A 26224-nucleotide genomic window follows, 5' to 3' on the forward strand; every position below is an offset into this window, starting at 1 on the left:
GACTTATCTGTATATCAGGCGTGCGACCGGAGCGGCACTGGGTTAATCGTCGAGGCGCTCTTCTAACTGGCGCACTTCGTAGGTGAGCTTGTCGAGGAACTGCATGCGCCGCATCAGGCGTTCGGCCTGCTCACGTTGCGCAGCATCATTCCAACAGGCTGCGAAGCTTTCGTTCAGTTCATCCTGCGCAGTCTTCAGGCGACGCTTGAACACTGCGACACCCGCCAGGTCGGCGCTGTCTTGCAGGTCTTCGAGCTCTTCACGCAGCTCCATCTGCTGCAGAAGAAACTCCGGATCATGCACCGTGACCTCCAGCGGCAGCTCGCGACCGCCCATGGCGAGCAAATATCGCGCGCGTTTGGGGGGGCTTTTGAGCGTCTGGTAGGCCTCGTTGAGGCTCGCGGATTGCTCGAGCGCCAGCCGCTGCTCACGCTCGGAAGCGTCGGCAAAGCGGTCCGGATGAACACCGCGCGCCAACTCACGGTAGCGCGTGGCCAGCTGATCGAGATCCAGATTGAAACTCGGTCGCAGCTCAAATAAAGCGAAATGACAAGGAGTACCCACAAGAAGCCTCAGATGTTGAAGCTTTCGCCGCAGCCACATTCACCGCGTACGTTGGGATTGTTGAACTTGAAGCCTTCGTTCAACCCTTCCTTGACGAAATCGAGTTCGGTGCCGTCCAGGTAGGCCAGGCTTTTCGGGTCGATGATCACTTTCTCGCCGTGACTTTCGAACACTTGATCCTCTGCCACCACCTCGTCGACAAACTCCAGCACGTAGGCAAGGCCGGAACAGCCTGTGGTGCGAACACCCAGACGAATCCCTTCACCTTTGCCGCGCCCGTTGAGGGAGCGTCGCACGTGTTGAGCAGCCGCTTCTGTCATGCTGATAGCCATCGGTGACTCCTTACTCGTCGCCAAATCTTGAAAGTCAGATCAAGCCTTTCTTCTGCTTGTAGTCGCGAACGGCCGCTTTGATAGCGTCTTCAGCGAGTACGGAGCAGTGAATTTTCACTGGCGGCAGGGCCAGTTCTTCGGCCAGCTGGGTGTTCTTGATGGTCTCTGCTTCATCCAGAGTCTTGCCTTTCATCCACTCGGTCGCCAGGGAGCTGGAGGCGATCGCCGAACCGCAACCGTAAGTCTTGAACTTGGCGTCTTCGATGATGCCTTGCTCGTTGACCTTGATCTGCAGGCGCATCACGTCGCCGCACGCCGGAGCGCCGACCATGCCGGTGCCGACATCAGGATCTTCCGCGTCCATCTTGCCGACGTTGCGCGGGTTCTCGTAGTGGTCGATGACCTTTTCGCTGTAAGCCATGATTCTTAATCCTCACTCATCAGGAGTCGCTCTTGAAGCCCTGCCAATCGTGGATTCGCAGGGCCCGGTTGCGGCGACTTGAATATCAGTGCGCCGCCCACTCGATTTTCGAAATGTCGACGCCATCTTTGTACATGTCCCACAGCGGCGAGAGAGTGCGCAGCTTGGTAACGGCCTCGCAGACTTTCTGCGCGGCGTAGTCGATTTCTTCTTCGGTGGTGAAGCGGCCGAAGGTGAAGCGAATCGAGCTGTGTGCCAGTTCGTCGTTGCGGCCCAAGGCGCGCAGGACATACGAAGGCTCAAGCGAGGCCGAGGTGCAGGCCGAACCGGACGAAACCGCCAGATCCTTGAGCGCCATAATCAGCGACTCGCCTTCAACGTAGTTGAAGCTCAGGTTCAGGTTATGCGGTACGCGGGCGGTCATGCTGCCATTGACGTACAGCTCTTCCAGGCCTTCAACCTGCTTGAAGAAACGGTCGCTCAAGGCTTTGATGCGGACGTTCTCGGCAGCCATGTCTTCCTTGGCTACACGGAAAGCTTCACCCATGCCAACAATCTGGTGGGTCGCCAGGGTGCCGGAACGCATGCCACGTTCGTGACCGCCGCCGTGCATGGTCGCTTCGATGCGAACACGCGGCTTGCGGCTGACGTACAACGCGCCGATGCCTTTAGGGCCGTAGGTCTTGTGGGCAGAGAACGACATCATGTCGACTTTCAGTTTCGACAGGTCGATCTCGACCTTGCCGGTGGACTGAGCAGCGTCAACGTGGAACAGAATACCCTTGGAGCGGGTCAGTTCGCCGATGGCTGCGATGTCGTTGATGGTGCCGATTTCGTTGTTCACATGCATGATCGACACCAGGATGGTGTCGTCGCGCAGGGCAGCTTCGACCATCTCTGGCGTGACCAGACCATCTTCGCGAGGATCGAGGTAGGTCACTTCGAAACCTTCACGCTCCAGTTGGCGCATGGTGTCGAGGACAGCCTTGTGCTCAATCTTGGTGGTGATCAGATGCTTGCCTTTGGTGGAGTAGAAATGCGCCGCACCCTTGATTGCCAGGTTGTCGGACTCGGTGGCACCGGAGGTCCAGACGATTTCACGCGGGTCGGCGTTAACCAGGTCAGCGACCTGACGACGAGCGTTCTCGACAGACTCTTCAGCTTTCCAGCCGAATACGTGGGAACGGGACGCCGGGTTACCGAAGTTTCCGTCGACCAACAGGCATTCACTCATCTTTTGCGCGACACGTGGATCAACCGGGGTCGTCGCAGAGTAATCAAGGTAAATCGGCAATTTCATGGACTATCTCCTAAATCAGGCTGGCTGGCGTGCCGCTAGCTCTTTGGCTGTCATTCGACGGCGGACGCTTCAATCTTGTCCAGGCGTGGCGCCTTGCTGTTGCAACGACGCTGGTCCTGACGCTGGGCTACTTCTTGTACCTCACGGCGAGTGACAAGATCAGCCAAGCTGATACCGCTCAGAAATTCGTGAATCTGCAGGCTCAGATCGCACCACAAGTGGTGAGTCAGGCAGGTGTCGCCTTGATGGCAATCGCCCTGGCCCTGGCACTTGGTAGCATCGACCGATTCGTTTACCGCATCGATTACCTGGGCGACCTGGATGCCCTGCATGTCGCGGGACAGCTGGTAGCCGCCGCCCGGGCCACGGACGCTGGAGACCAGATTGCTGCGGCGCAATTTGGCGAACAGCTGTTCGAGGTAGGACAGGGAGATGCCTTGGCGCTCGGAGATATCGGCCAGGGACACCGGCCCGTGCTGCGCGTGCAATGCCAGATCAAGCATGGCGGTCACGGCGTATCGGCCTTTTGTAGTCAGTCGCATGGACAATTACCACGGAGTTCGGAATGGGGCGAGTATGCAATTCCCGAGTATTTAAGTCAACTATAAGACCTAGTGCTTTACTCAGGTTTACCCGCAAACGAGCGCGCGCATCATAACAAAGGCCGGCCATGTACAGCCAGCAATTGCACGTTATCGTTGCACGACCTAGCTGGCCTGGCTCTGATCCTTGTCCTTCACACAGGCAAAGTCTTCTTCGCGCAGCTCAGGCAGATCTTTCGCACAGTAATTGCTACCCAGGTCCTTCAGCGCCCCGCACATCCCTTCAAGCCGACCATCTACAGCCTGCAGATGATCGAGCAATTGGTTAATGGCTCGGGCCACCGGGTCTGGCATGTCTTCGCCAACACCATAGGCATCGAAACCGATTTTCTCGGCCATGGCCTTGCGCCTGGCATCCTGCTCATCGTCGGACTTGACGATGATCCGCCCTGGAATCCCCACCACTGTTGCCCCGGGTGGAACCGCCTTGGTGACCACGGCATTGGAACCCACCTTGGCCCCGGCACCCACCGTAAACGGACCGAGCACCTTGGCGCCCGCCCCGACCACCACGCCGTCTTCCAGAGTCGGGTGACGCTTGCCCTTGTTCCAGCTGGTGCCGCCAAGGGTCACGCCTTGATACAGGGTGACGTCGTCGCCGATCTCGGCGGTCTCACCAATAACGATGCCCATGCCATGGTCGATAAAGAAGCGACGACCAACCTTGGCACCCGGATGAATCTCGATCCCGGTCAACCAGCGACCGAAGTTCGACACCATCCGCGCCAGCCATTTCCAGCCCATACCCCACAACGCTGACGACAGGCGATGGATCCAGATGGCATGCATGCCCGGGTAGCACGTCAGAACCTCAAAAGCATTGCGCGCCGCCGGGTCACGATGGAAAACACTTTGGATATCTTCACGCAAACGCTCGAACATCATTAATCCTTCCGTTTTAGAAGCTCGCCACGGGCCGCTTTCTGGGTTTCCGTGAGGATGCCACGCAATATATTCATTTCCGCCCGACTGACCGAGCTGCGCCCGTACAACCGGCGAAGGCGCGCCATCAAGTGCCGTGGCTTTTCCGGGTCGAGGAATTCGATGGCCACCAGGGTTTGCTCCAGGTGCTCATAGAATCGCTCCAGCTCATCCATGGTCGCCAGCTCACCACTTTTGGTGGACGCCACTTCTTCCTTCTCGACCTTGCTCGGCTGACCTGCAGCCGCCAGCCAGGACATGCGCACTTCATAGCTCAACACCTGCACCGCCGCCCCAAGATTCAACGAACTGAACTCAGGGTCTGATGGGATGTGCACGTGATAATGACATCGCTGCAGCTCTTCGTTGGTCAGGCCGGAGTCTTCACGACCGAACACCAATGCGATCTCGGCACCCTGCTCCGCCTCCTCGACCACCTTTACACCGCATTCGCGGGGATCGAGCAATGGCCAGGGAATACGACGATCACGGGCACTGGTACCGAGCACCAGATTGCAGCCGACCAAGGCATCTTCCAGAGTGGCGACGACCTGAGCGTTTTCAAGGATGTCACCCGCGCCGGACGCACGCGCATCGGCCTCGTGATGCGGGAACAACCGCGGCTCGACCAGCACCAGCCGCGACAGCCCCATGTTCTTCATGGCACGCGCAGCCCCGCCGATATTTCCGGGGTGGCTGGTATTGACCAGGACGACACGAATGTTTTGCAGCAAGGGAGGCGCTCTCGAACACTTTAATAGGGAGCAGAATCTTACAGCTCTACCTACCGTTAAGCTATGAAAGCGAACACCGACCTTCACCTGTAGAAACTTTCTGATAGAATGCCCGGCTTTCTTTAACAACCTTAGGTGACACATCCATGCAGCCCATGCTGAATATCGCGCTGCGCGCCGCCCGCAGCGCCAGTGAATTGATTTTCCGCTCCATCGAGCGCCTGGATACCATCAAGGTCGACGAAAAAGACGCCAAGGATTACGTATCCGAGGTGGATCGCGCCGCCGAACAGAAAATCATCGATGCGCTGCGCAAGGCCTACCCTAATCACTCGATCATGGGTGAAGAAACCGGCATGCACGCCGGTAGCGGCATCGAAGGCGAAGAATACCTGTGGATCATCGATCCGCTGGACGGCACCACCAACTTCCTGCGCGGTATTCCTCACTTCGCTGTCAGCATTGCCTGCAAATACCGTGGCCGCCTGGAGCACGCTGTTGTTCTGGACCCGGTTCGCCAGGAAGAATTCACCGCCAGCCGTGGTCGCGGCGCCCAACTGAACGGTCGTCGCCTGCGCGTCAGCGGCCGCACCAGCCTGGACGGCGCCCTGCTGGGTACCGGCTTCCCGTTCCGCGACGACCAGATGGACAACCTCGACAACTACCTGGGTATGTTCCGCGCCCTGGTTGGCCAGACCGCCGGCATCCGCCGCGCTGGCGCAGCGAGCCTGGACTTGGCCTACGTGGCTGCCGGCCGTTTCGATGCTTTCTGGGAATCGGGCCTGTCCGAGTGGGACATGGCTGCAGGCGCCCTGCTGATCCAGGAAGCTGGCGGCCTGGTGAGCGACTTCACCGGCGGTCACGACTTCCTTGAGAAAGGCCACATCGTCGCCGGCAACACCAAGTGCTTCAAAGCAGTACTGACGGCGATCCAGCCGCACCTGCCGGCTTCGCTGAAGCGCTAAACGCAAAAGCACCTCAAGAAAACGCCCCGACTTGTTCGGGGCGTTTTTTTGTGTGCAGAAAAAATCCCCCAACGTCGCACTGACTGACCGGCATTGATCGACCGCCTTTTAGATGCACCCATAACGAAAAATGCCCCGTATCTTTCGATACGAGGCATTTTCTTGAATCACCAACCTGAACAGGCTGGCGATTCGGCATCGGAAGCTGGACTTAAGCCAGTTTTTCCTTGATGCGAGCTGCTTTACCGGACAGATCACGCAGGTAGTACAGCTTGGCTTTACGCACGTCACCGCGACGCTTAACGGCCATGCTGTCGATTTGCGGGCTGTAGGTCTGGAAAGTACGCTCTACGCCAACACCGTTGGAGATTTTACGAACGGTGAAAGCACTGTTTACGCCGCGGTTACGCTTGGCGATAACGACGCCTTCGAACGCTTGCAGACGCGAACGATCGCCTTCCTTCACTTTCACCTGAACGACAATGGTGTCGCCCGGGGCAAAGGTAGGGATCTCTTTGGTCATCTGCTCTGCTTCGAGTGCAAGGATGATTTTGTTAGTCATGCTGTGCTCCTAAGGTAGATCGTCGGATCTACCATCGATACGTTGTTAACTATCGTCCCGCTCGCGGATGTATTCCTCGAGCAGCTTCTTCTCTTCTCCAGAAAGCGAGCGGCTTTCCAGAAGATCGGCGCGTCGTTCAAAGGTCCTACCAAGGGACTGCTGTAAACGCCAACGCCGGATGTGCGCGTGATTGCCACTTAGCAATACGTCGGGAACACGCTGATCCGCATACACCTCCGGTCGGGTGTAGTGCGGGCAATCCAGCAAACCATCCGTAAAGGAATCTTCCTCGGCGGAGTCCGCATGCCCTAAAGCTCCAGGCAGCAGTCGTGTAACCGCATCGATCAGGACCATCGCCGGCAGCTCGCCGCCAGACAGTACATAGTCGCCAATCGACCACTCTTCATCGACATGAGCATCAATAAAACGCTCGTCAATGCCTTCATAGCGGCCGGCAATCAGGATCAATGCATCCAGATTCGCCAACTCGCGCACCGCCGACTGAGTCAGTTGACGGCCTTGGGGGGACAGGTAAATTACCTTCGCCGCCTCCCCGACTGCTGCCTTGGCCTGAACCAGAGCATCTTCCAGGGGCTTGATCTTCATCACCATGCCCGGACCACCGCCAAATGGGCGATCGTCCACAGTGTGATGTCGATCCGTCGTGTAGTCTCGCGGATTCCAACAGGTGAGCTGTAACAGCCCCTGCTTCACCGCACGACTGGTGATGCCGTACTCGCTGATGGCGGAGAACATCTCGGGAAACAAACTGATCACTTCTACGCGCAGGTTAGCCACGTTTAGAAGTCCGCATCCCATTCCACCTTCATCTCGCCCGCGGCAAGGCCGACAGCCAACACGCATTGCTCCGTATAGGGCAACAGGCGTTCGCGATCATCCAGGCTGCCAGCGCAAGGCTTGACCACCATTACATCATTGGCGCCGGTTTCCAGAAGATGATCGATTTTCCCGAGCAATTGCCCGAGTTGATCAATAACCTTCAGACCTTCCAGCTGGTACCAGTAGTACTCGCCGTCAGTCAATTCAGGGAACAGGTTGCGCGGCACACAGATCTCATAACCAGCCAGAAGACGTGCTTCTTCACGATCATCAAGACCCTTGAGCTTTGCGACCAGGAACTTGTCGTTCCCACGCCCGCTGACCAGCTCGACCTGTTTCACGTTGCCTTCGCGCTTGAGCGTCCAGGTTTTGTACTGCAACAGGTTTTCAGTCGGATCAGTAAAGGAATACACCTTCACTTCGCCGCGAACGCCATGAACCGAATAAATTTTGCCGATAACGATCAAATCATCAGCAACAGCTGGCGTCGCGTTCATATTGCTCAGGCCGCAGCCTTAGCCGCGTCCTTCAACAACTGAGCAACACGCTCAGAAGGTTGTGCACCAACGCTCAGCCAGTAGGCTACGCGCTCTTGGTTCACGGACAGACGAACTTCCTGACCACGAGCAACAGGGTTGAAGAAACCAACCTGTTCCTTGTGCGAACCGTCGCGCGGGTTGCGGCTGTCGGTTACGGTCAAGTGGTAAAACGGGCGCTTTTTGGAGCCGCCAAGGGCAAGACGGATTGTTAGCATGTGAACATCGTTCCTGTAGTCGGTGCTGCAAATCTAAAGGCACAGCGGGCATAGGTGCCCGAAAGGCCGCATATTCTAAGGAATATCCGGACTTTTGCAAATGTCTTTTTCCGGCGACCTTTCAGTCGCCATCCAGATTTGCTATAGAGCCGTCGTTGAAAACGGCCAGTCAGCTCCCGCCAAGTGCGGGTTTGCTGGAGATCCCACTTCCATGTGGGAGATGCAAGGGCAAGCCCTTGCGTGAATACTTTACATTTTCGGCATGCCGCCGCCGGGCAACATACCGCCCATGCCGCGCATCATTTTGGCCATTCCGCCTTTCGCGGAGAATTTCTTCATCATCTTCTGCATCTGCTTGTGCTGCTTGATCAAGCGACCGATGTCCTGCACCTGAGTGCCGGAACCCATGGCGATCCGACGCTTGCGCGAACCACTGATCAGCTCAGGGTCGCGGCGCTCGGCCGGGGTCATGGAGTTGATGATGGCTTCCATCTGCTTGAACTGCTTCTCTGCCGCACCCTGGGCGCTGCCCATTTGCGCCAGGTTCACGCCGCCGATGTTAGGCAGTTTGTCCATGAGGCCGCCGAGGCCGCCCATGTTCTTCATCTGTTGCAGCTGATCGCGGAAGTCTTCGAGATCGAAGCCCTTGCCCTTCTTCAACTTTTTAGCAAGCTTGTCGGCTTTGTCCTTGTCGAGCGTCGCTTCGGCCTGCTCGATCAGGCTGAGCACATCGCCCATGCCGAGGATGCGCGAAGCAATACGCTCAGGGTGGAACGGTTCGAGCGCTTCGCTCTTCTCGCCCATACCGATGAACTTGATCGGTTTGCCGGTGATGGCACGTACCGACAGCGCGGCACCGCCACGGGCATCGCCGTCGACCTTGGTCAAAATCACACCGGTCAGCGGCAGTGCATCGCCGAACGCCTTGGCCGTATTGGCGGCGTCCTGGCCGGTCATGGCATCAACCACGAACAGGGTTTCGACCGGGTTGATCGCGGCGTGCAGCGCCTTGATCTCGCCCATCATCTCTTCGTCGATGTGCAGACGACCGGCGGTATCGACGATGACCACGTCGATGAATTTCAGTTTGGCTTCTTTAATAGCGGCTTGCGCGATGTCGACCGGCTTCTGGCTCAGGTCGGACGGGAAGAACGTCACGCCGATGTCGTTGGCCAGGGTTTCCAGCTGCTTGATCGCCGCTGGACGGTAAACGTCCGCGGACACGACCATGACCGACTTCTTCTTGCGCTCTTTAAGGAAGCGCGCGAGCTTGCCGGCGGTGGTGGTTTTACCCGCACCCTGCAAACCGGCCATCAATACGACAGCAGGAGGAACGGCGCTCAGGTTCAAGTCTTCGTTGGCCGCGCCCATCAGGCTTTCGAGTTCGGCCTGGACGATTTTCACGAAGGCCTGGCCCGGCGTCAGGCTGCGCGACACCTCGGTGCCAACAGCGCGTTCCTTGACCGAGTTGACGAAGTCTTTGACCACCGGCAAGGCGACGTCGGCTTCGAGCAACGCCATGCGCACTTCGCGCAGGGTGTCTTTGATGTTGTCTTCGGTCAGCTTGGCCTTGCCGGTGACATGGCGCAGCGTCTGCGAGAGACGGTCGGTTAAGTTTTCAAACATTGCGCGATCCTTTCAGGCCCTGTGTAGACCGGGATAATGGCGGCCCAGACCGGAATAAACATGTGCTCGGCGAGCCTGCGGCGTGGGCAGGTCGCGGATTATAGCGAAGACTGCGCCTGGCGGACACCTCGCCGTCAGGTTGCATGGTCTTTCGTGCCGTGGGGGTTCTATGCCAAACTCAGCGCCTTTCGGGCTTGCCTAACAGGATTTATGCTCCCCTTGTCACCCAGTTTGCTTACCACCCTCGCCGCCGCCTGCTTATATGCCGCTGCGACCCTCTATCAGGGCACTCGTCTGGCCACCGGCGCCAAGGCGAACAAGCGCCTGCTGGTCACGCTCGGCGTGCTGGCCTTGCTGGCCCATAGCGCCAGCCTGATTAGCTATCTGCTGACACCGATCGGCCTGGCCCTGGACTTTTTCAGCGCCGCCAGCCTGATCGCCGCGGCGGTCATTGCCCTGACCCTGCTGGCCTGCTCGCGGATTCCGGTGGAAAACCTGCTGCTATTACTGTTCCCGCTGGGCGCCGCCACCGTGCTGCTGGCACAGTTCGCCCCCGCCGGCACGGTGCAGATCATTGATGAAGAGCCGGGCATTCTCGCCCACATCCTCTTGTCGATCCTCGCTTACGGCATGTTTACCATCGCGGTGTTCCAGGCGTTGTTGCTGCTGGTTCAGGACCATCAGCTCAAGCACAAGCATCCGTCCGGGCTGATCAAGAACTTCCCGCCGCTGCAAACCATGGAGAGCCTGCTGTTTGGCTTTCTCTGGGCCGGCTGGAGCCTGCTGTCGTTGTCGTTGATCTCCGGCTGGCTGTTCGTCGAGAACCTGTTCGCCCAGCACCTGGTGCATAAAACCCTGCTGGCGTGCCTGGCCTGGATCGTATTCAGCGTGCTGCTTTGGGGGCGCAACCGCCTCGGCTGGCGCGGACACAAAGCCATCCGCTGGACCCTTGCCGGTTTCTGCCTGCTGATGCTGGCGTATTTCGGCAGTAAGCTGGTCCGCGAATACATTCTGCATATCTGACGGGCGGCATTAATGGACGACTTGCCCATAGGGCCGATGCTCGCGGTGCTGGCCCTGCTGATTTTATGGTCAGGGCTGTTTACCGCCATCGAAGTTGCGCATCAGCACTTGCTGGCCCAGCGAACAGCCTCGCGCTCGAGCGACAAACCCGTGGTCAAACTGAGTTTCCCACTCAGCAGCCTGATCCTCTGCAACACCCTGTGCCGCGCACTGGTGGTGGTCATCAGCACCTTGCTGGCGATTTTCACCTGGGCACAAAACGGTCCATGGATTGCCTGCCTCGGTGCCAGCGCGGTGCTGCTGGTGTTCGCCGACTATCTGCCGCGCACCCTTGCCGTGCGCTATCCGGATGCCGTCCTGACCCTGGGTAATACACTGCTCGGCATACCCTTGAAGATTGTCTACCCGGCTGCCTGGCTCCTCAATGCCATCAGCCAACTGCTGATGCGACCATTCGCCCGCAAAATCAATGTGGTGCAGCAAAGCGAAGACGAGGCACCGGCAAATCGGCACGACGATCACGAACACGCGGCTTGCCGCCCGCATTCGCTGTCAGGTATCCACGCGCTGGATAACATCACGGTCAACGATATTCTGGTGCCGCGCAGTGAGGTCGCTGGAATCAACCTGGACGACCCCCTCGAAGAAATCATCGAGCAACTGCGCCACAACAGGCGCACCCGCCTGCCGGTCTTTCACAGCGACATCAACCAGGTCGAAGCGGTGCTCAACACCCGGCAGATCCGTCATTTGCTGCCGGATTCAAGCCTGACCCTGGAAGCGCTGCTGGCAGCCAGTCACGAACCGTACTTCGTACCGGAAAGCACGCCGTTGCAACTGCAATTGTTGAACTTCCACAAACAGCAGCGGCGTTTGGGCATGGTGGTCGACGAATACGGCGAAGTGCTGGGCATCGTGACCCTGGAAGACATTCTCGAAGAAATCGTCGGCGAGTTCGAAAGCCAGCACAGCCTGGATAACCCGCACATCCACCCGCTGGCCGATGGGCGTTTGGTCATCGAGGGTGCGGCGTCGATTCGCGAGCTGAACAAAAGCCTTGGCTGGCACCTGCCCAGCGATGGCCCGAAAACCCTCAACGGGTTAGTGACCGAGGCGCTGGAAACAATTCCGGACAGCGCGGTGTGCCTGAAGATCGGGCGTTATCGGCTGGAGATTTTGGAGACGGAAGACAATCGCGTCACGCGGGTGCTGATCTGGCATACCAGCTCAGCGCCTGCCCTTTCCAAAATCTGACACGATCGCTGTGGCGAGCGAGCTTGCTCCCGCTGGGCTGCGAAGCAGGCCCGATCACAGACATCGCGATTATCCTGAAAGAATGCATTCAGCCGTTTGCGGCCGCTACGCGCCCGAGCGGGAGCAAGCTCCCGCGCCACAAAAGCCATCGCATCCTTCAAGTTGCTTGTTGAATCATTAGCCGCCTTCCTATAATCAAGTCGCTTACCCAAGCTCCCGGCCGAATCACGTGCTTACCCCGCATGCAGCAGGTTCCGGCTAGTTCATCGACAATATCCGCACCATTGCGACGACTGTTCCTACCTTGAACAGCGACCGTGTCTCCACCCACATCCCTGGGTATTCGACCATAATAATTCGCTCCACTGGGGCACATGACTGTCAGGGATTACCGCATGACGACCAGCACGACGTATACCGAAACCACGCCTGCACAACCGACCAACTCCGCCACCCGAGTCGCCACCGCGAGCTTCATCGGCACGGCTATCGAGTTCTACGACTTCTACGTCTATGCCACTGCGGCAGCGCTGGTGATCGGGCCGGTGTTTTTTCCGCAAACCTCCGGCACCGCCCAGATGCTGTCGGCGTTCCTCACCTTCGGTATCGCCTTCCTTGCGCGGCCACTGGGTTCGGCGCTGTTCGGCCACTTCGGTGACCGCATCGGGCGTAAATCGACACTGGTCGCTTCCCTGCTATTGATGGGCGTGTGTACCACGCTGATTGGCGTGCTGCCGGGTTACGACAGCATTGGCGCCTGGGCGCCGATCCTGCTTTGCGTGCTGCGCTTCGGCCAAGGCTTGGGGCTCGGCGGTGAATGGGGCGGCGCCGCATTGCTGGCCACGGAGAACGCGCCCAAAGGCAAGCGCGCCTGGTACGGCATGTTCCCGCAACTCGGTCCATCGATCGGGTTTCTAGCGGCCAACGGCCTGTTTCTGATCCTGGCCATGAGCCTGAACGACGAGCAATTCCGTTCGTGGGGCTGGCGGATTCCGTTCCTGCTCAGTGCCGCTCTGGTAATGGTCGGCCTGTATGTGCGCCTCAAGCTCCACGAAACCCCGGTGTTCGCCAACGCCATGGCTCGCCAGGAACGGGTGAAGATTCCGTTGGTCGAGCTGTTCAGCCAATACTGGGCGCCTATGTTGCTGGGTGCCGGGGCGATGGTGGTGTGTTATGCGCTGTTCTACATCTCGACGGTGTTTTCGCTGAGCTACGGTGTGTCGACGCTCGGCTACACCCGCGAAACCTTCCTCGCCCTGCTGTGTTTCGCCGTGCTGTTCATGGCGGCCGCAACACCGTTGTCAGCTTGGGCGAGTGATCGTTTCGGGCGTAAACCGGTGCTGATCATCGGTGGCGCGTTGGCGATTCTGTCCGGATTCCTGATGGAGCCGCTGCTGACCCAAGGCTCGACCTGGGGCGTGGCGCTGTTCCTGTGCATCGAACTGTTTTTGATGGGCGTGACGTTTGCGCCGATGGGCGCGCTGCTGCCAGAGCTGTTTCCGACCCACGTGCGCTATACCGGCGCATCGGCCGCCTACAACCTGGGCGGTATTGTTGGGGCCTCGGCCGCGCCGTTCTTTGCGCAAAAACTGGTGGCGATGGGCGGTTTGAGTTATGTCGGCGGGTATGTTTCGGGAGCGGCAGTGTTGAGTTTGATCGCGGTGCTGTGCCTGAAGGAGACGCGGCATAACGATTTGAATCGAGTCTCATAAGCTCGTTCCCGCGCTCTGCGTGGGAATGCCTCAACGGACGCTCCGCGTCCGCTTTGGGGACGCAGAGCGTCCCGGGCTGCATTCCCACGCAGAGCGTGGGAACGATCAGAGAGGAAGTTTACAGCTCTACAACAACAGCCTGAGAAGCACGGGTCGCTTTCGCCCGTGCGGCCTCGATCGACTCATCACGCGCCAACGCCACACCCATCCGGCGCTGGCCATTGACCTCAGGCTTGCCGAACAGACGCAACGCCGTATCCGGCTCGCTCAGCGCAGCGCCTAAATTGGCGAATGCGGTCTGAGTCGACTGCCCTTCCACCAGAATCACCGCCGAAGCCGAAGACCCGAACTGACGAATCAATGGGATCGGCAGGCCCAGGATTGCCCGTGCGTGCAGCGCGAACTGCGACAGGTCCTGGGAAATCAGGGTCACTAGACCGGTGTCATGCGGGCGCGGCGATACTTCGCTGAACCAGACCTGATCACCTTTGATGAACAGTTCGACGCCAAACAAACCACGGCCACCCAAGGCTTCGGTCACCGCTTTGGCAACGCGCTCGGATTCAGCCAGCGCAACCGGGCTCATGGCTTGTGGCTGCCAGGATTCCTGGTAGTCACCTTTTTCCTGGCGATGGCCAACCGGTGCGCAGAACGTGGTACCGCCAACGTGACGCACGGTCAGCAGGGTAATTTCGTAGTCGAAGTCGATGAAGCCTTCGATGATCACGCGGCCTTTACCGGCGCGGCCACCTTCTTGAGCGTAATCCCAGGCCTTCTGAACGTCATCGACGCTGCGCAGCAGGCTCTGGCCTTTGCCCGAGGAACTCATGACCGGTTTGACCACGCATGGGAACCCCAGATCTTCGACAGCCTTGTTGTAGTCCTCGAAGGTGTCGGCGAAGTAGTACGGCGACGTCGGCAGGCCCAGCTCTTCAGCGGCCAGGCGACGGATGCCTTCGCGGTTCATGGTCAGCTGTGCGGCGCGAGCGGTCGGGATCACAGTGAAGCCTTCGGACTCCAGCTCCACCAGGGTCACGGTGGCGATGGCTTCGATTTCCGGCACGATGAAGTGCGGTTTCTCGGCTTCGATCACGGCACGCAGGGCTGCGCCGTCGAGCATGTTGATCACATGGCTGCGATGGGCGACTTGCATGGCCGGCGCATTGGCGTAGCGATCGACGGCAATCACTTCAACGCCCAAGCGTTGCAACTCGATCACCACCTCCTTGCCCAACTCACCACAGCCACACAGCAATACGCGGGTCGCGGTTGGCGACAATGGAGTTCCGATACGGGTCATCTCAGGTCCTCAAAGAAGCGGATCATCGAGGGAAGCGCGCTTCCCATGGGGGAGAAAGCGCGGCATTTTACATGAACCTGAGGGTTTGGCTTCAGCTGACGACGGCCTGATTACGCAAGCGCCAGGCCATGATCAACCATACGACTGTCACACCGGCGAACTTCGAGCCCATGGCGGTGAGGATCACGGCCGGAGTGAATGCATCGATCATGCCGAAGAAGATGAAGGTGTCCAGCGGGATGCTCAGCGCCGAACTTATCCACAGGCGATCATGCAATGGACGCTTGGAAATGCTGAACACCAGCCAGTCGATGCCCTCGGACACGGCGAATGCGATGGCACTGGCCAGTGCGATGGACGGGTCGGAAGTGACGTAGGACAGTATCAACGCCACCAACATCGCCGCGATCGCGCCGTGGCCAAAGCGGGTTTGCACCATGTCGCGCAGCACGAACACCAGACCACCCCAGGCCGACCAGATGATGTCCAGGTGCGGGGCGGAGGAAAAAGCGTAGTTGATCAGCACGACGCTGCTGATGTAGGCGATCAGGAAGAACATGGGGCGGGGGATACCTGTCAATTTGGGGCTCAGGGTACTTCATCTTCAGCACACAGATCACCTGTGGCGAGGGAGTTTTGTGGCGAGGGGGCTTGTCGGAACGCCGCATCGCCCCGTTCGGCTGCGCAGCAGTCGTAAAATCGCCAAACGCCATACGACTGAAAGAATGAGGTCGCAGGTTTAGCGCCGCCTCGCAACGCAACGGGGGCAAGCCCCCTCGCCACAAAAGCCGCGCTAACCACAAAAATTCAGGAATCGGACTTGGAAGGCAACATCCAGATCAACCCACTCGACTTCGCCCGCTCATGACACAACCCCAACACCTTGCGCCGCTCTGCGTTGTCCATCCGGCTCCAACGGGTGATTTCTTCCACCGTGCGCTGACACCCGGTGCAAATGTCATCCTCATCCAGCGCACAAATGCTCACGCACGGCGACGGGACGGGTCGTTCAATGATGCTCATTCTTCCTGCTCGACCAGATCGCGGGCATAACGCTGCGAGTTATGCACATAGTGCGCAGCGCTGGCTTCGAGCATCTTCTTTTGCGGCTCGGTCAACTCACGTACGACTTTGCCCGGTGAGCCCATGACCAGCGAACCATCCGGAATCTCCTTGCCCTCGCCGATCAGCGAGTTGGCGCCGATAATGCAGTTCTTGCCGATTTTCGCGCCGTTGAGAATCACCGCGTTGATACCGATCAGGCTGTAATCGCCCACCGTGCAGCCGTGGAGCATGGCGTTGTGGCCGATGGTCACGCCAGTGCCAATGGTCAGCGGGTAGCCCATGTCGGTGTGCATCACGGTGCCGTCCTGCACGTTGCTGTTCTTGCCGATCAGGATCAATTCGTTGTCGCCACGCAACACGGCGCTGAACCAGACGTTGGCGCCCTCTTCCAGCTTGACCTTGCCCACTAGCACGGCATTGGGTGCAACCCAACTCTGCGGATGGGTGTCGACGCGGGCGTCGCCCAGGCGGTATTTCATCTTATTGTCCTCAGGGCTCAGACTGCCGTGGGTTCACGGGTTCATGCCATACGCGCGATGGCTTCAAGTTTTGATAAAACTTTTGGGCGGCTGATGCAGACTGATTTTCGTGTCATAGAGCAGGTTGATCAATTCGACGATCATGATCGCCGTCAGCCCCCAGATCTTGTACTCGCCATAGCGGTAGCTCGGCACGTACCAACTGTGGCCCTGGTAATCGATGCGGTGGGTGTGCTCGCGCGGGTCCTTGCGAAAGAACTCCAGCGGCACGCTGAACACCGCGGCGATCTCGGCATCGTTGGCTTGGTATTCGACGAAATCCGGAATGACGCCAACATAGGGCGTGACCTTGATGCCGTGCAGGGAGATCAGCGGGCTCAGCGGGCCGATCACTTCGACCAGCCCCGGCGGCAGGCCGATTTCTTCTTCGGCTTCGCGCAGGGCGGTAAAAATCAGGTCAGGGTCTTCGGGGTCGCGTCGACCGCCGGGGAAGGCGACTTCGCCGCCATGGGTCGAGAGCCCGCTGGCGCGAAGGGTCAGGACCAGCTCCGGTTCGTCACTGCGCGTGATGGGCAACAATACCGCGGCCTCGGGGAAACGTCGGTCGGTTTCCAGCGTACGCGGCGTGTGATTGCTTACCCGGTGCAGTAGCTCGTCCAGCATGAGTCTTCTCGATCTGTGCCTTACCCTGCATCATGCACCAATCGCATCGGCCGCCCAAGCCCCGAACAGCCTCATGTCGCGAAACGACAACTTGCCGACCGACACCGCTGCACGCCAAGATAGGCGCAGCATTCAGGAACCCAAGCATGAAATTTTGCAGCCAATGCGGCAACCCGGTGACCCAGCGCATTCCCGAAGGCGATTCGCGCCTGCGTTTTGTCTGCGATAGCTGTCATACCATCCATTACCAGAACCCCAATATTGTCGCCGGTTGTGTGCCGACCTGGGGTTCGAAGGTGTTGCTGTGCCGTCGCGCCATCGAGCCACGGCTCGGTTACTGGACCCTGCCCGCCGGGTTCATGGAAAACGGTGAGACCATCGAGCAGGCCGCCATTCGCGAGACTGCCGAAGAAGCCTGCGCCCGGGTCCGCAACCTGAGCATCTATACGCTGATCGACGTGCCACACATCAGCCAGGTGCATGTATTTTTTCGCGCAGAGCTGGTGGACCTGGATTTTTCCGCGGGCCCCGAGAGCCTGGAAGTGCAGCTGTTCGAAGAAGCCGATATTCCTTGGAGCGAACTGGCTTTCCGTACAGTGGGCCGTACCTTAGAATACTTCTTCGCAGACCGGCGGACCGAGGTCTACCCCGTGCGGTCCGAATCGATCCCGCCGCTGGTCCAGCCTGCCATCATTTAAAGCTCCTCCCCATAAAAGCACCTATAAAATAAATAGTCGCGACACCTCTTAGGGATATCGTTTCAATGCGCTGGTTGCTTGCTCTTTTTTGCTTATCGTTCGTCGCTGTCACCCAGGCTTCCTCCGCGGAAACGCTGGACGGCAGGGTCATCGAAAAAGTTCTGGTTCTCAAATCAGCCCATCAATTGCAATTGATCAATGATGGCAAGCCGATCAAGACCTATCGCATTTCCCTGGGCAAACGCCCCAAGGGGCCGAAGCTGATGGAGGGCGACAAACGCACCCCCGAAGGCTTCTATTGGGTGGACTGGCGCAAGATCAGCGACCGTTTCAACCTGGCGATGCACATTTCCTACCCTAATATCAGCGACTCCGCCCGCGCCCGGCGCGAAGGCGTCGAGCCTGGCGGCATGATCATGATCCATGGCACACCGGACACTGAAGACAACCCCGAAGACTTGTTCCATACGCTGGACTGGACTGACGGCTGCATCGCCATGCGCAACATGGACATGCGCGAGGTTTGGGGGTTGGTACCGGATGGGACGATGATCGAGATTCGTCCGTAAATCTCCCAGATTCGTTGATCGTTCCCACGCTCTGGGGTGAGTGCCAAGGTTTGGATTTTTGGCGGCTGAGAGTCAGTCTTCGCGGGCAAGCCTCGCTCCTACAAATGGAGCCAGGATCAAAAGATCGCAGCCTTCGGCAGCTCTTACGGGGGGCAAATCCAGCACAACAAAAAACCCGCTGAAATCACTTTCAGCGGGTTTTTCATTTCAGCGGTCCAGAAAGATCAGAAATCCTCCAACCGCCACACCTCGTAAGCCGGCGTCTCATAGGGATGGCTCTCTTTGAGAGCCACCACCACCGCCCGAATCAACTCATCGCTGACCACAAGCTCAACCTTCCATTCCTCAACCTGCTCGACCTGCCCCGCTTCACCAATAAACGGCTGACTGCCATCCAGTGGACGAAACTGACCCAACCCGAACACCTGCCACGCACAGTGATCATAAGCCCCGATCCGCCCGCCACCGGCAGCGAACACAGCACTCTTGACCACCTCGACATGACTGGCCGGAACAAAAAAACTGAGCTTGTACACGGCGCTTAGTTAACCCACACGCGAGCATTACGGAACATACGCATCCAAGGTGCGTCTTCGTTCCAGTCTTCCGAACGCCACGAGTTCTGCACGGCGCGGAATACACGCTCCGGGTGCGGCATCATGATGGTCACGCGACCGTCACGGCTGGTCAAACCGGTGATCCCGCGCGGCGAGCCGTTCGGGTTGGCCGGGTAGTTTTCGGTGACCTTGCCGTGGTTGTCGACGAAACGCATCGCCACGCAACCCGACAGATCGGCTTCCAGCAGCGCTTCTTCGCTAGCGAATTCGGCATGGCCTTCACCGTGCGCGATGGCGATCGGCATGCGCGAACCGGCCATGCCTTGCAGGAAGATCGAGTTCGACTCCTGGATCTGTACCATCGCCACGCGAGCTTCGAACTGCTCGGAACGGTTACGCACGAAGTGCGGCCAGAACTCGCTGCCCGGGATCAGTTCGTGCAGGTTGGACATCATCTGGCAACCGTTGCACACGCCGAGGGTGAAGCTGTCGTTACGCTCGAAGAAACCCTGGAAAGCATCGCGAGCGCGGCTGTTGAACAGCGCGGACTTGGCCCAGCCTTCGCCGGCACCCAGTACGTCGCCGTACGAGAAACCGCCGCAAGCCACCAGACCTTTGAACTCGTTCAGGTCGACACGGCCGGCCAGAATGTCGCTCATGTGCACGTCGATCGCGTTGAAACCGGCGCGATCGAACGCGGCCGCCATTTCCACCTGACCGTTGACGCCCTGCTCACGCAGTACGGCAACCTGTGGGCGAATGCCTTTCTTGATGTAAGGCGCGGCGACGTCCTGATTGACGTCGTAGCTGAGCTTGACGCTCAGGCCCGGGTTGTCTTCTTCCAGCAGCACGTCGAACTCTTGTTCGGCGCAGTCGGCATTATCACGCAGACGCTGGATCTGGTAGCTGGTCTCGGCCCACTGACGTTGCAGCAGACGACGCTGACCTTCAAACACGGTATCGCCGTTGAAAGTGATGCTGATCTCGCCGTTGTTCATTGGCTGACCGATCACCGACACGCAGTCGCCCAAACCGGCAGCGCTGAACTGCGCGAGGATGTCTGGAGTGGCGTCCTGGCGAACCTGGATCACGGCACCCAGCTCTTCGTTGAACAGGATCGCGGCGATGTCGGCGGAGGTTTCTGCCAGACCGTCGAGGCTCAGGCTCAGACCGCAGTGGCCGGCAAAGGCCATTTCCACCACGCTGGTCAGCAGACCACCGTCGGAACGGTCATGGTAAGCCAGCAAGTGACCGTCGGCGTTGAGACCCTGGATCACGGCGAAGAAGGCTTTCAGGTCTTCGGCGTCATCGACGTCCGGTGCCTGCTTGCCGAGCTTGCCGTGAACCTGAGCGAGGATCGAAGCGCCCATACGGTTCTGGCCACGACCGAGGTCGATCAGGATCAGGTCGGTGGTGCCTTTGTCCATGCGCAGTTGCGGGGTCAGGGTCTGACGGATGTCCGCCACCGGCGCAAAGCCGGTCACGATCAGCGACATCGGCGAAGTCACAGTCTTGTCGACGCCTTCGTCGCTCCAGCGGGTGGCCATGGACATCGAGTCCTTGCCCACCGGAATGGTGATGCCCAGCTCAGGGCACAGTTCCATGCCGACCGCTTTCACGGTGTCGTACAGACGCGCGTCTTCACCCGGGTGACCGGCGGCGGACATCCAGTTCGCCGACAGTTTGATGTCGGAGATCTTGGCGATGCGCGAGGCGGCGATGTTGGTCAGGGTTTCGCCGATGGCCATGCGGCCCGACGCCGGAGCGTTCAGCAGTGCCAGCGGAGTCCGCTCGCCCATGGCCATGGCTTCGCCGGTGTAGACGTCGAAGCTGGTGGCGGTGACGGCAACGTCGGCCACCGGAACCTGCCACGGGCCGACCATCTGATCACGGGCCACGAGGCCGGTGATGGTGCGGTCGCCGATGGTGATCAGGAAGCTTTTGCTGGCCACGGCCGGGTGATGCAGAACGCGCTCGACGCAGTCGGCGATCTCAAGGGTCGACGGATCGAAATCGTCGCCCAGCTCGTTTTCGCGAACGGCCGAACGGTGCATGCGCGGGGCTTTGCCCAGCAGCACTTCGAGCGGCATGTCCACCGGGCTGTTGCCGAAGTGGCTATCGGTCACGGTCAGTTGCGGTTCGGCAGTGGCTTCGCCGACCACGGCAAACGGGCAACGCTCACGTTCGCAGATCGCCTGGAAGCGCTCGAAGTCCGCCGGGCCGACTGCCAGAACGTAGCGTTCCTGGGATTCGTTACTCCAGATTTCGTGCGGGGCCATGCCCGGTTCGTCGTTTGGAATGTTGCGCAGTTCGAAGCGACCGCCACGATTGCCGTCGTTGACCAGTTCCGGGAAGGCGTTGGACAGACCGCCCGCGCCAACGTCATGGATGAAGCTGATCGGGTTGTGTTCACCCAACTGCCAGCAACGGTCGATGACTTCCTGGCAGCGACGTTCCATTTCCGGGTTTTCGCGCTGTACGGATGCAAAGTCCAGATCCGCCGAACTGGTGCCGGTGGCCATGGAGGAAGCCGCGCCGCCGCCCAGGCCGATGAGCATGGCCGGGCCGCCGAGCACGATCAGCTTGGAGCCAACGGTGATCTCGCCTTTCTGCACGTGTTCGGCACGGATGTTACCCATACCGCCAGCCAGCATGATCGGCTTGTGGTAACCGCGAACTTCGTCGCCACGCGGGGTGGTGATCGATTGTTCGAAGGTACGGAAGTAGCCGGTCAGGGCCGGACGGCCGAATTCGTTGTTGAACGCGGCGCCACCCAGTGGGCCTTCGATCATGATGTCCAGCGCGGTAACGATGCGCTCAGGCTTGCCGTACGGCACTTCCCACGGCTGTTCGAAGCCCGGGATTTGCAGGTTGGACACGGTGAAACCCGTCAGGCCAGCCTTTGGCTTGGCGCCGCGACCGGTTGCGCCTTCGTCGCGAATCTCGCCACCAGAACCGGTGGACGCGCCCGGGAACGGGGCAATCGCGGTCGGGTGGTTGTGAGTTTCGACTTTCATCAGGATGTGCACCGGCTCCTGTACCGCGCCGTACTGGCGGGTTTCAGGGTCCGGGAAGAAACGGCCGGCGACGTTACCGACGATCACCGAAGCGTTGTCCTTATAAGCCGACAGAACGCCTTCGCTGTGCATCACGTAGGTGTTCTTGATCATGCCGAACAGGCTTTTTTCCTGGCTCTGACCGTCGATGTCCCAACTGGCGTTGAAGATCTTGTGACGGCAGTGCTCGGAGTTCGCCTGGGCAAACATCATCAGTTCGATGTCGTGCGGGTTGCGCTTCAAGCCGACGAAGGCTGCGACCAGATAGTCGATCTCGTCTTCGGCCAGGGCCAGGCCCAGCTCGGTGTTGGCTTTTTCCAGCGCGGCGCGGCCGCCCCCCAACACGTCGATCGCGGTCAGGGGCTTGGGTTCGGCGTGGCTGAACAGGCCGGCGGCTTGTTCGAGGTTACCGAGGACGATCTGGGTCATACGGTCATGCAGCGCGTCCGAGATCAGCTGCGCTTCGGCGTCGCTGAACTGGCCGGCGACGTAGAACGCGATACCGCGCTCCAGGCGCTGGATCTTGGTCAGGCCGCAGTTGCGAGCGATATCGCTGGCTTTACTGGACCACGGCGAGATGGTGCCAAAACGTGGCAACACCAGAAACAGACGACCGGTTGGCTCTTGTACTGGAACGCTTGGGCCGTACTTCAGAAGGCGCGCGAGCACCTGCTGTTCGTCGCCGGTCAGGACGCCGGTCACTTCGGCGAAGTGAGCGAATTCAGCATACAGGCTGCTGACAGCCGGGACCTTCTGGCTCAGTTGCTCAAGGAGTTTGCTGTGGCGAAAGGCAGAAAGGGCAGGAGCGCCGCGCAGGATCAACATCTTCGGGACAGCCTCGGGAAGGGGTGTGCTTTGAGGCCGTGCATTCTAGCCTAAACTGCCCGCGACATCACCCGAAACGCTACGCATGGCTGCACCCGAACGTCGGGCCGGGTATTCGGGCCTTGAACAGGTGCGCGCCGAGGGTTATTTTTTCTGTCACAAAATGCTGTTCGGGCCCATTCCTGCGGGCTCTGAAGCGGTTTTCAGTTGCCTATCAGACAACCCCTTCACTGTCGAGATATGGCGCTCGTGGTCCTTTGCGTATACTGCGCAGATGTTTTCCCCAACGGCTTTGCGTCCGCGGTACGCCAAATGGCTGATCGCAACCGGACTCTTCCTGATGCTCAGTGGCTGTGTTGATAAACCCAACACGCTGGAGCGCGTAAAGGAGGATGGCGTGCTGCGGGTGGTTACCCGTAACAGTCCCGCAACCTACTTTCAGGATCGCAACGGTGAGACCGGCTTCGAATATGAGCTGGTGAAGCACTTCGCCGACGATCTGGGGGTCGAACTCAAGATCGAAACCGCCGACAACCTCGACGACCTGTTCAGTCAGGTGGGCAAGCCCAATGGCCCGGTGCTGGCGGCTGCCGGCCTGGTCAGCAGCGAGCAACGCAAAAAACAGGTGCGATTTTCCCACTCCTACCTCGAAGTCACCCCACAGATCATCTACCGCAACGGCCAGTCACGGCCGACCGACGCGGGCGATCTGGTCGGCAAGAAGATCATGGTGCTCAAGGGCAGCACTCACGCCGAGCAATTGGCAGAGCTGAAAAAGAAATATCCCGGCATTGAATACGAAGAGTCCGACGCGGTTGAAGTGGTCGACTTGCTGCGCATGGTCGACGAAGCCCAGATCGATCTGACCTTGGTCGATTCCAACGAAGTCGCGATGAACCAAGTCTACTTCCCCAACGTGCGGGTCGCCTTCGATCTTGGTGACGCCAGCAATCAGAGCTGGGCCGTGGCTGCTGGCGAAGACAACAGCCTGCTCAACGAGATCAACACCTACCTCGACAAGGTGAAGAAAAACGGCACCCTGCAACGTCTGAAAGATCGTTACTACGGCCACGTCGATGTACTCGGTTACATGGGCGCTACCACCTTCGCCCAGCACTTGCAGCAACGGCTGCCAAAATACGAACAGCACTTCAAGGCGTACGCCAAGAAAGAAAAAGTCGACTGGCGCCTGCTGGCGGCGATCGGCTATCAGGAATCACTGTGGCAAGCGGCGGTCACGTCCAAGACCGGCGTACGCGGATTGATGATGCTGACCCAGAACACGGCGCAAGCAATGGGCGTATCCAATCGCCTTGACCCCAAACAAAGCATCATGGGTGGTGCGAAGTACTTGGCCTACATGAAGGATCAATTGGACGAGTCGATCCAGGAGCCGGATCGTACGTGGTTCGCACTGGCAGCCTACAACGTCGGCAGCGGCCACCTGGATGACGCACGCAAACTGGCGGCCAAGGAAGGACTGAACCCGGACAAGTGGCTGGACGTGAAGAAAATCCTGCCGCGTCTTTCCGAGAAAAAGTGGTTCAGCAAAACCCGTTACGGCTACGCCCGGGGCGGCGAGCCGGTGCATTTCGTGGCGAACATCCGCCGTTACTACGACATCCTGACCTGGGTCACGCAGCCGCAGCTGGAAGGCAATCAGATCGCGGAGGGCAACCTGCATGTGCCGGGGGTCGACAAGACCAAGCCGAGCCAGGAAACCCCACCGCTTTAAAGCAAAAGATCTTAAGCCTTGGAAGCGGCAGCCAGAATCAGCGCCTTCATCTCCGACACCGCCGACTTGAACCCGACGAACAACGCATGAGCCACCAATGCATGGCCGATGTTCAGTTCGTTGATGCCCTTGATCGCCGCAACAGCCTCGACGTTGTGGTAATGCAGACCGTGACCGGCGTTAACGATCAGGCCTTGGGCCAGGCCGAATGCCACGCCATCGGCCACGCGCTTCAGCTCCTCGGCCACTGCAGTCGGCGTGTCGGCATCCGCATAACGTCCAGTGTGCAATTCAATGGCTGGCGCACCGACGCGGCGGGAGGCTTCGATCTGCCGCTCGTCCGCGTCGATGAACAGCGACACCTCACAGCCGATCTTCGCCAGGCGATCCACCGCTGCCTTGATTCGCGCCTCCTGCCCTGCCACGTCCAGACCGCCTTCGGTGGTCAGTTCCTGACGGGTTTCCGGCACCAGGCAAATGTGCGCCGGGCGAATGCGTTCGGCGAACGCCATCATTTCTTCGGTAACGCCCATTTCGAAGTTCATGCGGGTTTGCAGCACGTCCTTGAGCAGCAGTACATCGCGCTCCTGAATGTGTCGGCGGTCTTCGCGCAGATGCACGGTGATGCCATCAGCGCCCGCCTCTTCCGCATCCAGCGCTGCCTTGACCGGATCCGGGTAGCGAGTGCCCCGGGCCTGACGCAGGGTGGCAACGTGGTCGATGTTCACGCCAAGAAGAATGCGATTGCTGGTGGTCACGGAAGCGCTCCTGAAGAAGGGAAAGTTCGGTGCACAGCATACACGGGGAGACAGGGTCTGTTGACGCAAGCATCAACAGTTCTACGGCTTGCGAAACAACTCGCGACTGACGAGAGGGCGCCCGCCCAGATGAACGGCCAATGCCTGACGCATTAGGCGCTTGGCAGCGGACAACGCACCGGGCGCGGACCAGTCGGCATCGGCCATGGCCAGCAGTTCAGAGCCGTTGAACAGACCCGGTTGCAGCAGATAGACCCGCTCCAGGCCTGCATCCACTTGCAAGCGATAGAGGCCATCCGGCGCAATGGGGTCGCCGTGGATGTCGGCGTTCAGCGCGAAACCGTAACCAAGGTCGTCAAGCAGACGCCATTCGAAGGAGCGCAGCAACGGCTCCAGCGGACGGCCTTCGGCCAGGGCGAGCAAGGTCGCGGCGTAGTGATCGAAGACCGCGGGATGAGGGTCTTCAGCGGGCAACAGGCGAATCAGCAATTCATTGAGGTAGAGGCCGCTGAACAGCGCCTCGCCGTTGAGCCAGGTGGAAACACCGGCGCTTTCCATGCGACCGACATTCTTCAGTTCACCCCGCCCCCGAAACTCGACTTCGAGCGGCACGAACGGCCGTGCCAACGTCCCGGCCTTGCCCCGCGCGCTACGCAACACCGCTCGCAGCCGACCTTGCGGCGTAAGGAAATCCACTAGCGCGCTGCTTTCGCGGTAGGCGCGGGAGTGAAGGACGTACGCGGGTTGGCCGATGGGTTGGGTTGGGGACATGGAAATCGCAGTTCTCAATGAAGGAGCGCAGTTCTACAAACAACCAAAACCAATGTGGGAGCGGGCTTGCCCGCGATGGCGGACTTACATTCAACATCTCTGCTGAATGCTACATCCTCATCGCGGGCAAGCCCGCTC

The 26224-nt window shown here is 59.4% G+C and carries 28 protein-coding genes; 7 read left to right on the forward strand and 21 right to left on the reverse strand.

Annotation, left to right across the window (positions count from 1 at the left end; translation table 11 throughout):
- Positions 1–42: 42 nt before the first annotated feature.
- The 7 genes from hscB to trmJ form a co-directional block, all read right to left on the reverse strand.
- Positions 43–564: a co-chaperone HscB gene (gene hscB / locus LOY56_RS21200; RefSeq protein WP_258616986.1), complete on the reverse strand. Its 522-nt coding sequence runs from the start codon at positions 562–564 to the stop codon at positions 43–45.
- 8 nt (positions 565–572) lie between these two features.
- On the reverse strand, positions 573–896 hold the full coding sequence (gene iscA, locus LOY56_RS21205) for an iron-sulfur cluster assembly protein IscA (RefSeq protein WP_007903589.1): 324 nt from the start codon (positions 894–896) through the stop codon (positions 573–575).
- Positions 897–930: 34 nt separating this feature from the next.
- Entirely contained in the window at positions 931–1317 is a 387-nt protein-coding gene (gene iscU, locus LOY56_RS21210; RefSeq protein WP_003443374.1) for a Fe-S cluster assembly scaffold IscU, read from the reverse strand.
- Between the two features lie 85 nt (positions 1318–1402).
- Positions 1403–2617, reverse strand: a complete 1215-nt coding sequence (locus tag LOY56_RS21215; protein ID WP_052967501.1) for an IscS subfamily cysteine desulfurase — start codon at positions 2615–2617, stop codon at positions 1403–1405.
- Between the two features lie 50 nt (positions 2618–2667).
- Positions 2668–3159, reverse strand: coding sequence for a Fe-S cluster assembly transcriptional regulator IscR (iscR, locus tag LOY56_RS21220; protein ID WP_007903581.1), 492 nt, complete (start codon positions 3157–3159; stop codon positions 2668–2670).
- Between the two features lie 165 nt (positions 3160–3324).
- Positions 3325–4101, reverse strand: a complete 777-nt coding sequence (gene cysE, locus LOY56_RS21225; protein ID WP_258622827.1) for a serine O-acetyltransferase — start codon at positions 4099–4101, stop codon at positions 3325–3327.
- A 2-nt stretch (positions 4102–4103) separates the two neighbouring features.
- Positions 4104–4874 carry a tRNA (cytosine(32)/uridine(32)-2'-O)-methyltransferase TrmJ gene (gene trmJ, locus LOY56_RS21230; protein WP_258616987.1) on the reverse strand — a complete coding sequence of 257 codons (771 nt, stop codon included), beginning with the start codon at positions 4872–4874 and terminating at the stop codon, positions 4104–4106.
- 146 nt (positions 4875–5020) lie between these two features.
- Between trmJ and suhB the strand changes: the two genes are divergently transcribed.
- Positions 5021–5839, forward strand: a complete 819-nt coding sequence (suhB, locus tag LOY56_RS21235) for an inositol-phosphate phosphatase (RefSeq protein WP_038981724.1) — start codon at positions 5021–5023, stop codon at positions 5837–5839.
- Positions 5840–6050: 211 nt separating this feature from the next.
- On the opposite strand, the gene rplS is transcribed toward suhB, so the two are convergent.
- From rplS to ffh, 5 genes are all read right to left on the reverse strand, one after another.
- Positions 6051–6401: a 50S ribosomal protein L19 gene (gene rplS / locus LOY56_RS21240; protein WP_003175895.1), complete on the reverse strand. Its 351-nt coding sequence runs from the start codon at positions 6399–6401 to the stop codon at positions 6051–6053.
- Between the two features lie 45 nt (positions 6402–6446).
- Entirely contained in the window at positions 6447–7220 is a 774-nt protein-coding gene (trmD, locus tag LOY56_RS21245; protein WP_177409327.1) for a tRNA (guanosine(37)-N1)-methyltransferase TrmD, read from the reverse strand.
- Complete coding sequence (gene rimM / locus LOY56_RS21250; protein ID WP_258616988.1) at positions 7202–7738, reverse strand: ribosome maturation factor RimM; 537 nt, start codon at positions 7736–7738, stop codon at positions 7202–7204. Before rimM ends, trmD begins: the two co-directional genes overlap by 19 nt.
- Before the next feature lie 5 nt (positions 7739–7743).
- Positions 7744–7995 carry a 30S ribosomal protein S16 gene (gene rpsP, locus LOY56_RS21255; RefSeq protein ID WP_007944872.1) on the reverse strand — a complete coding sequence of 84 codons (252 nt, stop codon included), beginning with the start codon at positions 7993–7995 and terminating at the stop codon, positions 7744–7746.
- A gap of 249 nt (positions 7996–8244) precedes the next feature.
- Positions 8245–9621, reverse strand: a complete 1377-nt coding sequence (gene ffh / locus LOY56_RS21260; RefSeq protein ID WP_258616989.1) for a signal recognition particle protein — start codon at positions 9619–9621, stop codon at positions 8245–8247.
- A gap of 210 nt (positions 9622–9831) precedes the next feature.
- Between ffh and LOY56_RS21265 the strand changes: the two genes are divergently transcribed.
- The 3 genes from LOY56_RS21265 (at position 9832) to LOY56_RS21275 (ending at position 13610) form a co-directional block, all read left to right on the forward strand.
- Positions 9832–10644 carry an inner membrane protein YpjD gene (locus tag LOY56_RS21265; protein WP_258616990.1) on the forward strand — a complete coding sequence of 271 codons (813 nt, stop codon included), beginning with the start codon at positions 9832–9834 and terminating at the stop codon, positions 10642–10644.
- A 12-nt stretch (positions 10645–10656) separates the two neighbouring features.
- Positions 10657–11898 (forward strand): transporter associated domain-containing protein, encoded by a 1242-nt coding sequence (locus LOY56_RS21270; RefSeq protein WP_258616991.1) that lies wholly within the window; start codon positions 10657–10659, stop codon positions 11896–11898.
- 395 nt (positions 11899–12293) lie between these two features.
- The gene (locus tag LOY56_RS21275) at positions 12294–13610 is read left to right on the forward strand and encodes an MFS transporter (protein ID WP_258616992.1); all 1317 of its coding nucleotides are present in this window, start codon (positions 12294–12296) and stop codon (positions 13608–13610) included.
- Between the two features lie 118 nt (positions 13611–13728).
- Here LOY56_RS21275 and purT read toward each other — a convergent pair whose 3' ends face one another.
- The 5 genes from purT to LOY56_RS21300 all read right to left on the reverse strand — a co-directional run bounded on the left by purT (position 13729) and on the right by LOY56_RS21300 (position 17117).
- On the reverse strand, positions 13729–14910 hold the full coding sequence (gene purT / locus LOY56_RS21280; protein ID WP_258616993.1) for a formate-dependent phosphoribosylglycinamide formyltransferase: 1182 nt from the start codon (positions 14908–14910) through the stop codon (positions 13729–13731).
- 91 nt (positions 14911–15001) lie between these two features.
- Positions 15002–15469 carry a preQ0 transporter gene (locus LOY56_RS21285; RefSeq protein WP_258616994.1) on the reverse strand — a complete coding sequence of 156 codons (468 nt, stop codon included), beginning with the start codon at positions 15467–15469 and terminating at the stop codon, positions 15002–15004.
- A gap of 248 nt (positions 15470–15717) precedes the next feature.
- A complete protein-coding gene (locus LOY56_RS21290) occupies positions 15718–15933 on the reverse strand; it encodes a DUF1289 domain-containing protein (RefSeq protein ID WP_258616995.1) in 216 nt (71 codons plus the stop codon).
- The gene (locus LOY56_RS21295) at positions 15930–16454 is read right to left on the reverse strand and encodes a gamma carbonic anhydrase family protein (RefSeq protein WP_258616996.1); all 525 of its coding nucleotides are present in this window, start codon (positions 16452–16454) and stop codon (positions 15930–15932) included. Before LOY56_RS21295 ends, LOY56_RS21290 begins: the two co-directional genes overlap by 4 nt.
- 63 nt (positions 16455–16517) lie before the next feature.
- A complete protein-coding gene (locus tag LOY56_RS21300) occupies positions 16518–17117 on the reverse strand; it encodes a CoA pyrophosphatase (RefSeq protein WP_258616997.1) in 600 nt (199 codons plus the stop codon).
- Positions 17118–17263: 146 nt separating this feature from the next.
- On the opposite strand from LOY56_RS21300, the gene LOY56_RS21305 reads away from it, so the two are divergent.
- Both LOY56_RS21305 and LOY56_RS21310 read left to right on the forward strand, forming a co-directional pair.
- On the forward strand, positions 17264–17815 hold the full coding sequence (locus LOY56_RS21305) for an NUDIX hydrolase (RefSeq protein ID WP_258616998.1): 552 nt from the start codon (positions 17264–17266) through the stop codon (positions 17813–17815).
- A 65-nt stretch (positions 17816–17880) separates the two neighbouring features.
- Positions 17881–18384 carry a murein L,D-transpeptidase family protein gene (locus LOY56_RS21310; protein WP_258616999.1) on the forward strand — a complete coding sequence of 168 codons (504 nt, stop codon included), beginning with the start codon at positions 17881–17883 and terminating at the stop codon, positions 18382–18384.
- Between the two features lie 224 nt (positions 18385–18608).
- Here LOY56_RS21310 and LOY56_RS21315 read toward each other — a convergent pair whose 3' ends face one another.
- Both LOY56_RS21315 and purL read right to left on the reverse strand, forming a co-directional pair.
- Positions 18609–18920, reverse strand: a complete 312-nt coding sequence (locus LOY56_RS21315; RefSeq protein ID WP_038981681.1) for a YqfO family protein — start codon at positions 18918–18920, stop codon at positions 18609–18611.
- A 5-nt stretch (positions 18921–18925) separates the two neighbouring features.
- Positions 18926–22822 (reverse strand): phosphoribosylformylglycinamidine synthase, encoded by a 3897-nt coding sequence (gene purL / locus LOY56_RS21320; RefSeq protein ID WP_258617000.1) that lies wholly within the window; start codon positions 22820–22822, stop codon positions 18926–18928.
- A 274-nt stretch (positions 22823–23096) separates the two neighbouring features.
- Here purL and mltF point away from each other — a divergent pair, with 274 nt between their 5' ends.
- Entirely contained in the window at positions 23097–24557 is a 1461-nt protein-coding gene (gene mltF, locus LOY56_RS21325) for a membrane-bound lytic murein transglycosylase MltF (protein ID WP_258617001.1), read from the forward strand.
- Positions 24558–24568: 11 nt separating this feature from the next.
- On the opposite strand, the gene pdxJ is transcribed toward mltF, so the two are convergent.
- Both pdxJ and recO read right to left on the reverse strand, forming a co-directional pair.
- Positions 24569–25315, reverse strand: a complete 747-nt coding sequence (gene pdxJ, locus LOY56_RS21330) for a pyridoxine 5'-phosphate synthase (protein WP_258617002.1) — start codon at positions 25313–25315, stop codon at positions 24569–24571.
- A gap of 81 nt (positions 25316–25396) precedes the next feature.
- The gene (recO, locus tag LOY56_RS21335; RefSeq protein WP_258617003.1) at positions 25397–26086 is read right to left on the reverse strand and encodes a DNA repair protein RecO; all 690 of its coding nucleotides are present in this window, start codon (positions 26084–26086) and stop codon (positions 25397–25399) included.
- Positions 26087–26224 lie beyond the last annotated feature (138 nt).

Source organism: Pseudomonas sp. B21-048 (assembly GCF_024748615.1).
Lineage (GTDB): Bacteria > Pseudomonadota > Gammaproteobacteria > Pseudomonadales > Pseudomonadaceae > Aquipseudomonas.

Bases quoted from the DNA above. Each gene is read 5' to 3' on its own strand.
- iscA (WP_007903589.1), bottom strand. From the start codon at position 896: ATGGCTATCAGCATGACAGAAGCGGCTGCTCAACACGTGCGACGCTCC.
- iscU (WP_003443374.1), bottom strand. From the start codon at position 1,317: ATGGCTTACAGCGAAAAGGTCATCGACCACTACGAGAACCCGCGCAAC.
- LOY56_RS21215 (WP_052967501.1), bottom strand. From the start codon at position 2,617: ATGAAATTGCCGATTTACCTTGATTACTCTGCGACGACCCCGGTTGAT.
- iscR (WP_007903581.1), bottom strand. From the start codon at position 3,159: ATGCGACTGACTACAAAAGGCCGATACGCCGTGACCGCCATGCTTGAT.
- cysE (WP_258622827.1), bottom strand. From the start codon at position 4,101: ATGTTCGAGCGTTTGCGTGAAGATATCCAAAGTGTTTTCCATCGTGAC.
- suhB (WP_038981724.1), top strand. From the start codon at position 5,021: ATGCAGCCCATGCTGAATATCGCGCTGCGCGCCGCCCGCAGCGCCAGT.
- rplS (WP_003175895.1), bottom strand. From the start codon at position 6,401: ATGACTAACAAAATCATCCTTGCACTCGAAGCAGAGCAGATGACCAAA.
- trmD (WP_177409327.1), bottom strand. From the start codon at position 7,220: ATGGGATGCGGACTTCTAAACGTGGCTAACCTGCGCGTAGAAGTGATC.
- rimM (WP_258616988.1), bottom strand. From the start codon at position 7,738: ATGAACGCGACGCCAGCTGTTGCTGATGATTTGATCGTTATCGGCAAA.
- rpsP (WP_007944872.1), bottom strand. From the start codon at position 7,995: ATGCTAACAATCCGTCTTGCCCTTGGCGGCTCCAAAAAGCGCCCGTTT.
- ffh (WP_258616989.1), bottom strand. From the start codon at position 9,621: ATGTTTGAAAACTTAACCGACCGTCTCTCGCAGACGCTGCGCCATGTC.
- LOY56_RS21265 (WP_258616990.1), top strand. From the start codon at position 9,832: ATGCTCCCCTTGTCACCCAGTTTGCTTACCACCCTCGCCGCCGCCTGC.
- LOY56_RS21270 (WP_258616991.1), top strand. From the start codon at position 10,657: ATGGACGACTTGCCCATAGGGCCGATGCTCGCGGTGCTGGCCCTGCTG.
- LOY56_RS21275 (WP_258616992.1), top strand. From the start codon at position 12,294: ATGACGACCAGCACGACGTATACCGAAACCACGCCTGCACAACCGACC.
- purT (WP_258616993.1), bottom strand. From the start codon at position 14,910: ATGACCCGTATCGGAACTCCATTGTCGCCAACCGCGACCCGCGTATTG.
- LOY56_RS21285 (WP_258616994.1), bottom strand. From the start codon at position 15,469: ATGTTCTTCCTGATCGCCTACATCAGCAGCGTCGTGCTGATCAACTAC.
- LOY56_RS21290 (WP_258616995.1), bottom strand. From the start codon at position 15,933: ATGAGCATCATTGAACGACCCGTCCCGTCGCCGTGCGTGAGCATTTGT.
- LOY56_RS21295 (WP_258616996.1), bottom strand. From the start codon at position 16,454: ATGAAATACCGCCTGGGCGACGCCCGCGTCGACACCCATCCGCAGAGT.
- LOY56_RS21300 (WP_258616997.1), bottom strand. From the start codon at position 17,117: ATGCTGGACGAGCTACTGCACCGGGTAAGCAATCACACGCCGCGTACG.
- LOY56_RS21305 (WP_258616998.1), top strand. From the start codon at position 17,264: ATGAAATTTTGCAGCCAATGCGGCAACCCGGTGACCCAGCGCATTCCC.
- LOY56_RS21310 (WP_258616999.1), top strand. From the start codon at position 17,881: ATGCGCTGGTTGCTTGCTCTTTTTTGCTTATCGTTCGTCGCTGTCACC.
- purL (WP_258617000.1), bottom strand. From the start codon at position 22,822: ATGTTGATCCTGCGCGGCGCTCCTGCCCTTTCTGCCTTTCGCCACAGC.
- mltF (WP_258617001.1), top strand. From the start codon at position 23,097: ATGTTTTCCCCAACGGCTTTGCGTCCGCGGTACGCCAAATGGCTGATC.
- recO (WP_258617003.1), bottom strand. From the start codon at position 26,086: ATGTCCCCAACCCAACCCATCGGCCAACCCGCGTACGTCCTTCACTCC.